Source organism: Rhodohalobacter mucosus (assembly GCF_003150675.1).
GTDB lineage: Bacteria > Bacteroidota > Rhodothermia > Balneolales > Balneolaceae > Rhodohalobacter > Rhodohalobacter mucosus.
This window is the reverse complement of record NZ_QGGB01000001.1, coordinates 161933-174502: the sequence shown is the minus strand read 5'-3', so window position 1 is coordinate 174502 and position 12570 is coordinate 161933. Positions and strand designations below refer to the sequence as shown.

The window sequence follows — 12570 nt, the reverse complement described above, 5'->3', positions numbered from 1 at the left end:
AGGTAGTGTCAATAAAACGAACTGAAGCGTGTTGATGCGGCTCAATGTTTCGACACAAATAACAGTTTGTATACAGTTCGGTAACAAAAGGTGGTTAATATGGTTGATGAAACATATCATGATAGAGAATCGAGCCTTCAGGAGAGGGTAAATATGCTCAATCGAAGGGGATACAGAGGATTTTCAGTGAAAAGCTGTAATCGCAAATGGGATGGTGTTGAGGTAAAAGTGGTCAACAGTTCCGGAAAAGTATTTACGGCAATAGGCGAAACCGTGGATGAAGCCTATGGAAATGTTATTGAGGAGATTGACCTCTTGCTCGACTCCTGAGCATATTTTTAACCTGTAACCCAAAGCAAACATAAAATGGGCAAGATTCAAAGAGTTCTGGTCCCAACTGATTTTTCCGATGATTCAGGATACGCACTTGACGTTGCAGTGAGGATTGCTGAACAAAAAGGAGCTGAAGTAGACCTGATCTACGTAGTTCCTTCGTTGCAGCATTTTCTGCGTTTTCTAAGCTCAGAGATGAATACTGAATATGCCAATACACTTTACGATCAGGCTCAAACCCGTCTTGAACAGCTGATGGAGCAGATAAATCCGGAAAACAGGGGAGATCTGTTTGTGAAGCTCGATAAAAAGCCGGGCATTTCCGTTTTGGATCAAATAAAGGCCGGAAGTTATGACCTGGTCGTAATCGGCTCGAAGGGAAGCGACAAGACAAAACTTGGAAGGGGCAGCACGGCTCAGCATATCATCCGGGGCTCACATGTACCGGTACTGGCTGTTGACCGGGAATTAAGCAGTGAAACCGTTAATCATATTCTGGTTACGACAGATGGTTCGGAACTGTCGTTTACGGCTCTCTCTCCCGCGGTGGTAATGGCTGAACTTTGGAATGCGGATATAACGCTGCTCTATATTCATGAATTACGGGGCGGGCTCATCGAAAATATATATACACCGCCTGAAGGCATTCAGAAAGAGAAAGTCTATGAAAAACTGATGTCGAAGCTTGAGAGCTTCATAAGCGAACATAAAACCGGAGGCATTCACCTTAAGCGGGGTGAAAAAATGTATCATGACACGATCCTGATTAAGAATAATTCGGACCATTCTTCCACGGACCTGATTACGGATGTCATAACAGGGTTCTCTTCCCACTACGAAATTGAACAGTACGCCGAGAAACATTCAGACCTTGTGGTGATGGGAACGCACGGATACAGCGGTTTCGCTCATGTGATGCTTGGCTCGGTTACTGAAAAAGTAATCCAGCAAATGAAAAAACCGGTGCTTACCGTTCGGCCATTTGAGTCCGATTTTCTGCTCTCTAAAGGCGGAATAGATGAGGCTGAAGGTGAAACGTCTTCTATACCACCCTGGCACTGGCTCTGATGAATGCATACAGATGCCGCTTCTGAACAAAATCAGGACGAGACCTGTCCGATCCAGTTGTGAATATCGGTAAATACCTCGTCTCTGTTGATTTCATTGAGCGGTTCATGGCGTGCGCCCTGGTAGATCATCAGGTCCACGCGATCCTCATTTCCGGATCGGGTGAGAAGTTTCTTCAGTGCTTTAACCCCTTTTCCCATATCGGAAACTGGATCCCGGTCACCGCCAATAACCAGGATCGGTGTGTGAACCGAAGCTCCTGCAAAGGGACGGTGGGAGTGCAGCTTAAGGAGTCCGCTGAAAAAGTGATGATAAAAACTCACAGAAGGAACAAATCCACAGGCGGGATCATCCACAAACAGCTGAACCATATCTTTATCCCGGCTTAACCAGTCAAACTCTGTCCGGGCAGGCTCAAACGGCTTATTAAAGCGGCCAAACACCAGATTGTGAATCAGCTGGCTGCGATAGGCCGGACCTTTGCGCTTCATGATCCACTTCGACAGAAACTTACCGGCATATAGTGTAAGAGGTGGCTTTCCGCTGCTTCCCGAATAGATGAGGCCCGCCGGTAATTCTGTTGAATCCTCTGGAAGCAGCTGCATCATTCTTTGAGCCAGGAAAGATCCCATGCTGTGGCCCAGCACGAAAAGAGGCAGATCCGGATAGCGATTGTTCAATAGCGTGAATACGTGGATCGCATCTTCCGCAAGCAGATCAAACTGAGAGGAGGCACTGGCATCTATGAATCCGTGATGGTCGGGATCCGTCATGCCGTGTCCGCGGTGATCGTAAGCACAAACAAGATACCCATGGCCCGTAAAAAAGCGGGCCACATGACTATATCGTCCGGAGTGTTCAGTCAGGCCATGCAGAATCAGAATAACGCCTGCAGGTGGGGAATCGGGCACCCATTGTGTGCAGTGCAGAATCTTGTAACCTTGCGATTTGGTTGTGAAGGTCTCTTTCTTCATTGTAGGGATGATGAAGGGTTACCCAATTATACAACATCAATCGAGCGGGTAAAAGAAGAAAGTGCCGAATGGCAAGTACTGCAACCTGCGTGATGTTTATGTGGTGAAAGAAACGGAAAAGGCCTTAAAAACACGTTACAGGAAAGAGTTCAGCAGCATCTTCTCCTAAATGTGCAACATGCTTTCAGAAAGATTTAAGACAACACATGGAATATGCTATCCATAATTCTTGACTGAACGAAGTATCTCTTCCGGATCGAATACAATGATATCGTCGGCCCTCTCCTCAAGATGAGCGGGCGTCTCACGATTTTTATAGGATCGGATAACTATTACCGGCATATCCATATCCTCTGCAAGTTTAAGTTCTTTCTCTGCCCACTCTTTATGCTCATCATATAAATCGACGGGCAAAAGAAATACATCCGCTTTAGCCATCTGATCTTTAACTGTGATGTCAAGGCTATCCAATGCTGTCTCCATGGGTTCCCTGGTATCGTAATTTCCATGATTCACATAGGCAAACTGATCATCCATTCTGCCGGCCCTGTCCAGCTCTTCCTGCAGCTTGTGTATATGATCACTGTATTGCCATCCGTGCGCAATAAATATATCGCGTGTTTGAACGATAGTAGCCATAAATACGGGTTTTTGGGTTCATATTGTGTGAAAGTACCTATGTACTGTAATAACAGAATTCACCTTGCCATCATTTACAGTCATCTGCTGGAAGGGCATGAAAACATAAAAGGCATGTGTGAGGCTTCCATCAATAACAGGATTGCTGCCACCTGCAGCTGTTTTCCGGCAGAGCAGGTATAAAATGTTCAGGCTTATACTTTGCTAAAAGAGATCTGTTATCAATGTGTTTAGCTTTGGCCGCGGTTGCAAGTGCCCCGATATTCGAAAATTGAATGCCTTGCTACATATAATCGTTATAACTAAAAGAACCAGAACAGGTTAGGTTATGGATGACCTGTTGGAAAAAACGTGTAATTAAAACAGAGAAAACCCTGGATGGGATATAAAAAGATAAAGAGGGTTGAGGGTGCGGACGAACAGAAAGAAGCATTGGACTATATCCTGAAGGATATCAGCACGCTGGAAGCTTTGATCGGTGATAGTAGAATTGAAAGAGCAAACCGGTTGGGAATAGAGCAGGAACTATGTCTGGTTGATCGTGAATTGTATCCCTCTCCCGTCGTTTTGGATGCTCTTAAGCACCTTGATGAAGATTTTTTTACAACAGAACTGGCCAGGCACAATCTGGAAATCAACCTGAAACCGCTTGAAATTAAATCCGGGATACTGGATTCGCTTGAACAGAAACTTTATAAATATATCGGAGAGGCAGGCGATGCCGCCTCAAAGCTGAATTGTGATGTAATGTTGATAGGAATATTGCCAACTATCAGGAGGCACTATATCAGCAAAAAACATATGACCCCTCAAGACCGGTTCCGATATATGATTCGTGCAATGAATGAGCTGCGGCGCAATGAATATGTCATTCAAATCGATGGGGTAGAACGCTTGGTGGCAGAAGATAAGTCAAACCTGTTTCAGTACTGCAACACCAGTTTTCAGATGCATTATCAGCTTGATGCTGAGAACATACCGGCACAGTATAATTATGCACAGCTTATTGCAGCCCCTGTTTTAGCCGCTGGAGGTAATTCGCCCTATCTGCTGGATAAATTGCTTTGGCATGAAACCCGAATTGCCCTTTTCCAAAAAGCCGTGGATACAAGGGAGACGAACTATCATGCATCCGATAATTACCTCCGTGTACCTTTTGGATCCAAATGGCTGAAAGAATCCCCACTCGAACTATACAGGGACGACCTGACCCGGTACGATATATTTATGAGGCCTGCTGAATTCGCAGATTCCCCCAAACAGTATGAAGAGGGGGAAATACCGGATCTGCGATCACTTGAAGTATTCAACAGTTCAGTTTTCAGGTGGAACCGCCTCTGTTACGGTGTAATGAATGGCAAACCTCACCTCAGAGTGGAAAACAGGCTGATGCCATCGGGGCCGACCGTGCACGACGAAGTTGCAAATGCTGCTTTTTGGCTCGGGTTAATGCATGGATTGCCGGAAAAATATACAAATCTGCCTGTAAAAATGGACTTCCATGAAGTGAAAGTAAATACGATAAAAGCGGCACAATACGGCCTGGATGCAGGTTTTAACTGGATCAATGGCGAAAACCGCTCAGCATCCGAATTAATCAGAAATGAATTGCTTCCCATTGCCGGGAACGGTTTGAAAAAAGCCGGGTTGGCGGAGGAGGAAATTGAAAAGTATCTGGGTGTTATACATTCACGGATCGACAACGGCCAGACAGGATCGGTATGGATGATAAATGCACATAAAAAAATCAGTACGGGAAATACGCCACCTGTATCAAATGCAATTTTGACCTCTGAAATTCTGAAACGGCAAAAAGAGGGTTCTCCGGTTCACGAATGGATGACTCCGGACTCATATGACTTTGAAATTCAAGACTGGGGAAGCCTTGAAGTAAAAAAATTCATGACGGACAAGGTTTTTACACTTAGCTATGATGAGCAAATTGATCAGGCCGCATATAAAATGAAACAGCATGATCACTGCGTGGTGCCGGTTGTAGATGAAAACTGGTCGTTGTGTGGTTTATTGACCTCATCAGACCTGATGAATTATTACCGGGAAGCAAAAGACGGCCTAACCGAAGAGAAGACAAAGCTTGCTGAACTTGTCAGGGAACCGCAATTCACGTTAAATCCGGACGATTCAGCCCGGAAAGCTGCGAATATTTTAGACCGGGAGAAGTTAAAGTCGCTGCCTGTCGTTTCAGATAACCGTCTGATAGGGATTGTGTCCGGACACGACCTTTTCAATGTCACAAAATATGCAAAGCATAGTGAAATAGAATCATGAAATATTATGATTGAAGTCACAAACAGAGCTTTAGATGAGACCATAGAAATCGGCCGGATTCTTGGAAAGTATAAGGGTGAAAAGGAGGGGCCTGTAATTGTTTTTATCGGTGGAACTCATGGCAATGAAACATCCAGTATTTTTGCCCTCAGTCAGGTTTTTGAATACCTGAACAGGCTTCAGCCGTCCTTTTCAGGAGAGGTAATTGCTGCGTTTGCCGGGAATCTGGAAGCGCTGGATAAAGGAGTGCGCTGGATTGATAACGATATGAACAGAATCTGGGTCACCGACAGGCTGCAGAAGCTCGGATTTATCGATGAAAGAAATTTGCCTGTCGGGAATGAGCAAAAGCAACAAAAAGAGTTACTGGACATATTGAATCCCGTCTTTGATCAGGCAGACGGCCCCGTTTTTGTATTTGATCTCCATACAACGTCATCGGTAAGTCCGCCATTCATCGGAGCGAGCGATACGATACGAAATCGTCAGCTCGCCCTCCAATACCCACTGCCTTGCGTAGTCGGATTTGATGAAGCGATGCGCGGTACGTTTATGAATTATATCAATGAAAGAGGCCACTCCGGCGTGGCTCTGGAGGCCGGTGAACACTACTCAATGGCAGCCGTTGAAAACAACATCTCGTTTATCTGGCATACATTGAAAATTCTGGGGTCAATGGAAAAAAATGATATACCCAAGTACAATATTCATTACCAGCGGCTTTGCAGGTCACTTGCCGAAAACAGGAAAATTTTTGACCTGAAGTTTACCTATAAGATTGGAGAAGACGAGAAGTTTCAGATGCGATCGGGTTACGCCACGTTCGATAAAGTGAAAAAAGGTGAAATACTTGCGGATAATCAATATGGTGAAATCAAGGCTCCATATTCCGGCAGAATCTTCATGCCTCTGTATCAGTCCCAGGGCGATGACGGATTTTTTATTATCAGAGAGATCAGTGAGTTTAAGCTTGACCTGTCGAGATACCTGCGCACCCATAACCTGGGCAGGTATCTTCGGTATTTACCGGGTATTAAAAAACATCCGGATGATGAAAATACGATCATGGTGCACCCCATATTGAATAAGAAGTTTTTTCACGATTTTCTGCACGCATTCGGATATCGCCGGAAGATGTTAAAGGATGGCAGTTTGATTATAACCCGGCGAAAGTTTGATGTGAGAATACCGACAAAAGAGGAGAAAATGGCATTTAAAGAGTCAAACGGGCAGCAGGAAGACAGTGATTAATTTCGTTCCGAACATGTTGTGAAGACTGCAACCCTTCAGCGTTGTCTGAAAAAAAGCACAAGGCAATACTTCCTGAATCCGTATGGAAAGAGTATTGGCGAAATGCGTTTTTTCAATACAAAGAATTTCTTACCTTTAATGCTCTGTAAAAAACTATGGATTTCTTTGCAGGGAAGGCATTACGGTATATTGATGGCGTAGGTGCGAAAGCGGGATCTGAAAAGATTGACAAGTCTGCATCTGCTGATAATTGTAACGCTGCTAATGCCCTTTGAGGAAGGCTTTTTACGAAAGCATTTTTGACATTGTGAAATGAATAATGCGCCCGGGACCTTGGGAAGCATCTGACTTCGGATCTACACTGATCCGGAAGTGACAATTTTTGAAATACTGACGATAATTGCGCCCGTAGCTCAATCCCGAGACGTCGGGAAGCATCTGGCATTGGATCTATACTGATCCGGAAATAACGAATTTTGAAATACTGACAATAAATGCGCCCGTAGTTCAATCCCGAGACGTCGGGAAGCATCTGACATTGGATCTATACTGATCCGAAAATAACGATTTTTGAAATACTGACGATAATTGCGCCCGTAGCTCAACTGGATAGAGCATCTGACTTCGGATCAGAAGGTTTGGGGTTCGAATCCCTACGGGCGTACTTTGACGGTGAACAGTGTGTCAGGAATCAGTTGACAGTGAATATGGAAGTAACATAGAATTTCCGGACATTAACACTTAGCTATGCCTCAGAGAATTGACCCCTGACACACAGTTCACTGATATACTGTAAACTGAAATGCACCCGTAGCTCAACTGGATAGAGTACCTGACTACGAATCAGGCGGTTACAGGTTCGAATCCTGTCGGGTGTACCACGAAAAAGCTCCGTATTCTAATCATGAATCGGAGCTTTTTTTATGTCCGTTTGTCAATAAACGGATCCGGGCGTTGTTGTTCCGAAGGCATGCTTCGGGGTTCTCACCTGTCGGGTGTACTATGAAAAAGCTCCGTATTCTAATCATGAATCGGAGCTTTTTTTATGTCTGCTTGTCATAAACGGATCCGGGCGTTGATATTCCGAAGGCATGCTTCGGGGTTCTCACCTGTCGGGTGTACTATGAAAAAGCTCCGTATTCTAATCATGAATCGGAGCTTTTTTTATGGCCGCATGTCATAAACGGATCCGGGCGTTGATATTCCGAAGGCATGCTTCGGGGTTCTCACCTGTCGGGTGTACTATGAAAAAGCTCCGTATTCTAATCATGAATCGGAGCTTTTTTTTATGGCCGCATGTCATAAACGGATCCGGGCGTTGTTGTTCCGAAGGCATGCTTCGGGGTTCTCACCTGTCGGGAGCACAATAGAAAGTTCGGATTTCCAATCCGGAATCTGAGCCTTTGTAATTTGTGAACAGATTGGTTGTGACAGGCTGATTTTTAGCAGAATTATAAAAACTAAAATGAATACGACCCCCGTCTGCACCTGACCTTCCCGATTAACCGGAAAATAAACCGGCAAAAAAAGATATATAAATGTTCTTCAAATAACATATTTTCCTATTTGAAACAACTATTTATGCCTGGATAATAACCGGAAAATAAACCGGCAAAATAATAGGAAAACAAATACTTATCATTTAATGATATGTTTGATCATCCGCGCCATATGGAACCTATGTTTCCGAAGGATTCCTCGGATTTAATACATTTAGCCATGGAGGTATTTCGTAAATCAGCCTCACTGGATGATCTGTTGCATCCTGTCACCCGAAGAGAGGTCACCAGATTGCTTCGCCATATTAATAGTTATTATTCTAACAGAATAGAAGGCGAGCATACGGCACCGGCAGATATTGAAAGAGCGGTAAAAAATGATTTTAGCAGAGATGAAAAAAAGAAACGCCTGCAAAAACTGAATGTAGCGCATATCGACGTTCAAGATTTGATTGACAGCTGGCTCAGTAAAAATCCGGGATTAAATGTTTGTTCAAAGGATTTCTTGTGCAGTATACACAAAGAGTTTTATGAGCGGGTACCTGAAAACTTTTTAAATATTAATGATCCCGATACCGGTGATGTTCTAAAAATGGTTCCGGGGGAAATTAGAACGAGGGAAGTAAAAATAGCGAATCATATTCCCCCCAAGGCAGAATCGCTTGAGTTGTTTCTTGACCGATTTGAAAATGCCTATTCACCAGAGAAACTTGTTGGCCATAAGAAATTGATTGCAGCTGCCGCAAGCCATCACAGACTAGCATGGATACATCCGTTTATAGATGGAAATGGACGAGTTTCTCGTCTGTTTAGCTATGCATATATGAAAAAAGTGAAGTTGGATTCGTTAGGGTTGTGGACAATATCCAGAGGGCTTGCCCGCCGAATAGAAGATTATAAAGAATTTCTTGCAGTAGCGGACGCTGGCCGTAAAGGCGATTTTGATGGGCGCGGCAACTTATCTGAAAGAGGGTTGCATCGCTTCTGTGAATTTTATTTTGATGTGGCTGATGACCAGGTCTCGTTTATGAGAGAGGTATTGCAGCTTGATAAACTTCGTGAGCGCATAACAGGGTATGTGAATCTGCGATCAGAAAAAATGATCCCAAATGAAAAGCCACTACGGACAGAAGCGAAATATGTATTGGCAGAAATTATGATGAGAGGTGAAATAGCACGTGGCGAAGCAAAAAGAATTTCTGGTTTGGCAGAGCGAACAGCCAGGGATTTGACAAGTCAGCTTGAAAGTGAAGAGCTAATCAAGTCGGCAAGTCACAGGGCACCATTACAATTTCATATTCCATCGAAGGTAGTGGGGTACTATTTTCCTTCGCTCTACCCGGAGGGAACTATTTGAAATTTCATTTTCAAAAATCTGCGACTATCAAAAATTCAGAGTTTTCAAACCTGGTGGTACATGAAATCCCAAAAAGGTGTACCACGAAAAAGCTCCGTATTCTAATCATGAATCGGAGCTTTTTTACTCCCCGGACCAGGCTTCTTCTATCTCAAGAATGATCTTTTCATATTCGGGACGGGATCGAAATTCACTTAATAATTCAGGGAAGTAGTAGCGCATGGAAAGATTGGGCCACATGCTGTACTCCTGTATATTTTCAAATTCTTTGGCTGCCCGTTCGTGCTCTCCTTGAGCAGATAATTTTAATCCTTCCCAAAAACGATTCTCTTTTGGAAGCAGCCGCATGTCCGTCTGACCGGGTAATTCTTCATAGTTCAATTTTAGTCGTGTGATTTCAACCATTGTTCTGACATCCGGCACCCAGATGGAGCTGATCTCGTTTGCAATCAGGCTGTCGGCTGTTTGAAATGATTCAAGGGCATTCTCATACTGCTGATTATGATATTGAATCAGTCCAAGAATCGCATACACCTCACCCCATTCAGGCTGAATTTCACGGGCGCGCTGTACTTGTTGCAGTGCCATTTCTGGCTGCCCGTTAGCGAGATAACTGAGTGAAGGATAGAGTCGTGCAGCGGGTGCAAAAGGGCTTAATTCAATGGTTTCAGCAGCGTATTTCAACGACTGTTCACGGTTGCCTGTGAGCAGGTAGACAAAGTTAAGCCAGTTAAAGGCAGTCTCAAAACTTGGCTGAAGCTCGACAGCTCTATGTAGTGAACGAATTGCCTCGGGCCCGTTTTTTTCTGTATACCTCAGGATCCCGAGGGAGGCATGGGCCTCTGCCAGGTTGGGGTTCAATTCAAGCGCCGTTTCAATGGCCTCAATTGCGGTGATGCTGTAGTCGTTGATGTCCGCATAGTTATAATATTTGATATAGATCAGAGATTCTGCCAGAATAGCCCATGCCGGAGCAAAATCCGGATCCTCCTCAATAGCATTCATGAAGTAATCCACGGATAACAGAATGGCTTGCTGGGTTCTCTGTTCCAGTAAACTCACTCCCTGTGCAAAGTCTCTGTAAGCCTTAAGATTATCTGCCGGTTTCCTGTCAATCAGGGTACTCTCCTCCGCACTGATCCGTGTCTGAAGCTCTCCTGCGATTTCGCGGGTCAGCTCATTCTGAATATCAAAAATATTCTCTGATGTGAGTCTGCGCTGATAGTCTTTTGCCCAAACCTGACGATCTTCCGAAGCATGGATCAGTCGAGCATTCACAAGGATCTGATCACTTGCTTCCTGCACCTCACCTCTCACAATCCATTCAACACTGAGTTCTTCACCGATTTCTGAAACCGGTTTGATTATACTGGCATATTGAAGGGTGGAGGTTCTTGAAATAACTCGTAAGCCGGAAATACTGGAAAGGCGTGTCATCAGGCCTACCTGTATTCCACTGGTAATCGATGTGGAGGAGGTACCGTCAATGGTTTCGAAGGGAAGCACAGCGATGGATTGTTGTTGCCGGGAGCCTCCCGGTTCCTCACTGCTCAGATTCCAGATATACATACCGGAAACAAGTATAATCACTACTAGAATCACTTTAAAAGCTCTGTTGAAGAAGGCCTGGTTTGCAGGTTCGTCACCGGATTCAGCAGCCTTCTTCCGGTCATCCCCTTCGTTTAATGCATCAACATTGTCAACCTTACTATCATTGGTTGAGCTTGTTTTGATACCATCAGGCGTCAATTCAAACGCCCAGGCAAAGATGAGTGCGAAGGGAAAACCGATAATGATGAGCACAGTAAGCAACGTAACTGACCAGGCGGGCAGTTTAAGAATGGGAAAAACCGTATTTATCACCTGTATGGATACCCACGCTGTAACAGCGTATACCGTTGCTACCCGAAATACATTCCGGCGCTTCAGTTCATCATAAAACTTGCGAAGTCGCATAGATTTGAATTCAATTCCGCATTGAATATAAATAATAATATAGGAGGGATGCAGAACTGATATCCAGCGGAATCACATAAAATGAAATCTTTAACTGACTACCGGTCAGGCGCAGGAGTTGCTATATCCACATCAATCATATTACCTGCAGAAAAAGTTTGAGCAAGCCAGAAAATAAAACTGTAGAAAATACCAGTTTCGGATCTACTCAATCGTAAACCGTTGCACCATTCCTTTGGACCCGGGCTCCGGAACTTCTGCGATCCACATGTAGTCGCCGGGTTCCAGATTCAGGTGAAGATAGGCACTTGATCCGGCCGGCATTTCGTTCGTTCCGGCTATAAATGTGGCCGGAGCAGGAGTTTCAAGTCCTGAGGGCGATGTCCAGTTCATCCAGGACGAAATGGCCTCCTCATCTGCCGCTTCATCAAGCCGGACCAGATGAACGTCATGCCCTACAAAATTTGCATAGGTATTCTGATCCTCAAAAATAACCTCAACGACATTCTCGCCCCGCACCTGTGATCCGGTCATCTCTATCCCGCCTTCGCTCGAAATGTTCAGTGTGGATGTTGACGCGGGCGGTGCGGTTGCATCCGGATTTTCTGTTACGGTAATCTCTATGGCCATTCCATATACATCGGGGGACGGATTGTAGGAGTGAAAAATTCCGTTGGTTTTTACATAGCACTCAACGAGGTAGGTTCCCGGTTCAATATAGAAGGTGGTTTCCGCATTCAAGTTGCCGGAAACAAGACCGGGACCGCCCATCATCTGCACATTGGAGTACCATTCAGGCGGTGCAGCGCCAATTTCCGGATCGGCGGGTTCCATGCCATTGATTCCATTCATAACATTCTGGAAAAAGGGTGCTATTTCCTCCTGATGATCAACCAACCCTTTTCCCTGGGGAAATTTCTGAAAAAGGGCGAAATGGATCATGTCGGATTGATTGTCCAGCTGAAATGTAGTCCAGCCCGACTGTATGGTATCGGGCGCTTCAAAGGTTAGTCCCACAGCAGTGATGGTAACTTTATTTGGCTCCATTTCAGGGGGCGTTTCGGAAGCACAACCGGCAGCTAAAAATAAAACAAGTATAGTTGCGATACCCGGTAATGAAAAGATGGTGATTTTCGTATCGGATGTATAGCTCTTTTTTATTTCCATGACTTAGATTTCTTGATTAATCATATATCGGCCAGTA

The 12570-nt window shown here is 44.6% G+C and carries 9 protein-coding genes and 2 tRNA genes; 7 read left to right on the top strand and 4 right to left on the bottom strand.

The window, feature by feature from the left end; translation table 11 throughout:
- Positions 1–99: 99 nt before the first annotated feature.
- Both DDZ15_RS00680 and DDZ15_RS00675 read left to right on the top strand, forming a co-directional pair.
- Complete coding sequence (locus tag DDZ15_RS00680) at positions 100–330, top strand: hypothetical protein (protein ID WP_109643836.1); 231 nt, start codon at positions 100–102, stop codon at positions 328–330.
- Positions 331–366: 36 nt separating this feature from the next.
- Positions 367–1401 (top strand): universal stress protein, encoded by a 1035-nt coding sequence (locus tag DDZ15_RS00675; protein WP_109643834.1) that lies wholly within the window; start codon positions 367–369, stop codon positions 1399–1401.
- Between the two features lie 32 nt (positions 1402–1433).
- Here the strand turns inward: DDZ15_RS00675 and DDZ15_RS00670 are convergent, their stop codons facing one another.
- Together DDZ15_RS00670 and DDZ15_RS00665 are read right to left on the bottom strand one after the other, a co-directional pair.
- Positions 1434–2375, bottom strand: a complete 942-nt coding sequence (locus DDZ15_RS00670; RefSeq protein WP_109643832.1) for an alpha/beta fold hydrolase — start codon at positions 2373–2375, stop codon at positions 1434–1436.
- Positions 2376–2591: 216 nt separating this feature from the next.
- Positions 2592–3014 (bottom strand): TIR domain-containing protein, encoded by a 423-nt coding sequence (locus tag DDZ15_RS00665; RefSeq protein WP_109643830.1) that lies wholly within the window; start codon positions 3012–3014, stop codon positions 2592–2594.
- Between the two features lie 378 nt (positions 3015–3392).
- Between DDZ15_RS00665 and DDZ15_RS00660 the strand changes: the two genes are divergently transcribed.
- The 5 genes from DDZ15_RS00660 to DDZ15_RS00640 all read left to right on the top strand — a co-directional run bounded on the left by DDZ15_RS00660 (position 3393) and on the right by DDZ15_RS00640 (position 9410).
- A complete protein-coding gene (locus DDZ15_RS00660) occupies positions 3393–5303 on the top strand; it encodes a glutamate-cysteine ligase family protein (RefSeq protein WP_109643828.1) in 1911 nt (636 codons plus the stop codon).
- 6 nt (positions 5304–5309) lie between these two features.
- The gene (locus tag DDZ15_RS00655) at positions 5310–6554 is read left to right on the top strand and encodes a succinylglutamate desuccinylase/aspartoacylase family protein (protein WP_109643826.1); all 1245 of its coding nucleotides are present in this window, start codon (positions 5310–5312) and stop codon (positions 6552–6554) included.
- A 590-nt stretch (positions 6555–7144) separates the two neighbouring features.
- Positions 7145–7218, top strand: a tRNA-Arg gene (locus DDZ15_RS00650).
- A 140-nt stretch (positions 7219–7358) separates the two neighbouring features.
- A tRNA-Arg gene (locus DDZ15_RS00645) sits at positions 7359–7435 on the top strand.
- 769 nt (positions 7436–8204) lie between these two features.
- The gene (locus DDZ15_RS00640) at positions 8205–9410 is read left to right on the top strand and encodes a Fic family protein (RefSeq protein WP_109643824.1); all 1206 of its coding nucleotides are present in this window, start codon (positions 8205–8207) and stop codon (positions 9408–9410) included.
- 123 nt (positions 9411–9533) lie between these two features.
- Here DDZ15_RS00640 and DDZ15_RS00635 read toward each other — a convergent pair whose 3' ends face one another.
- Together DDZ15_RS00635 and DDZ15_RS00630 are read right to left on the bottom strand one after the other, a co-directional pair.
- Positions 9534–11366 carry a tetratricopeptide repeat protein gene (locus DDZ15_RS00635; RefSeq protein WP_109643822.1) on the bottom strand — a complete coding sequence of 611 codons (1833 nt, stop codon included), beginning with the start codon at positions 11364–11366 and terminating at the stop codon, positions 9534–9536.
- Between the two features lie 204 nt (positions 11367–11570).
- Positions 11571–12533 carry a hypothetical protein gene (locus DDZ15_RS00630; protein ID WP_109643820.1) on the bottom strand — a complete coding sequence of 321 codons (963 nt, stop codon included), beginning with the start codon at positions 12531–12533 and terminating at the stop codon, positions 11571–11573.
- Positions 12534–12570 lie beyond the last annotated feature (37 nt).

Excerpts from the sequence above, each read along its gene's own strand:
- DDZ15_RS00680 (WP_109643836.1), top strand. The coding sequence starts at position 100 with ATGGTTGATGAAACATATCATGATAGAGAATCGAGCCTTCAGGAGAGG.
- DDZ15_RS00675 (WP_109643834.1), top strand. The coding sequence starts at position 367 with ATGGGCAAGATTCAAAGAGTTCTGGTCCCAACTGATTTTTCCGATGAT.
- DDZ15_RS00670 (WP_109643832.1), bottom strand. The coding sequence starts at position 2,375 with ATGAAGAAAGAGACCTTCACAACCAAATCGCAAGGTTACAAGATTCTG.
- DDZ15_RS00665 (WP_109643830.1), bottom strand. The coding sequence starts at position 3,014 with ATGGCTACTATCGTTCAAACACGCGATATATTTATTGCGCACGGATGG.
- DDZ15_RS00660 (WP_109643828.1), top strand. The coding sequence starts at position 3,393 with ATGGGATATAAAAAGATAAAGAGGGTTGAGGGTGCGGACGAACAGAAA.
- DDZ15_RS00655 (WP_109643826.1), top strand. The coding sequence starts at position 5,310 with ATGATTGAAGTCACAAACAGAGCTTTAGATGAGACCATAGAAATCGGC.
- DDZ15_RS00640 (WP_109643824.1), top strand. The coding sequence starts at position 8,205 with ATGTTTGATCATCCGCGCCATATGGAACCTATGTTTCCGAAGGATTCC.
- DDZ15_RS00635 (WP_109643822.1), bottom strand. The coding sequence starts at position 11,366 with ATGCGACTTCGCAAGTTTTATGATGAACTGAAGCGCCGGAATGTATTT.
- DDZ15_RS00630 (WP_109643820.1), bottom strand. The coding sequence starts at position 12,533 with ATGGAAATAAAAAAGAGCTATACATCCGATACGAAAATCACCATCTTT.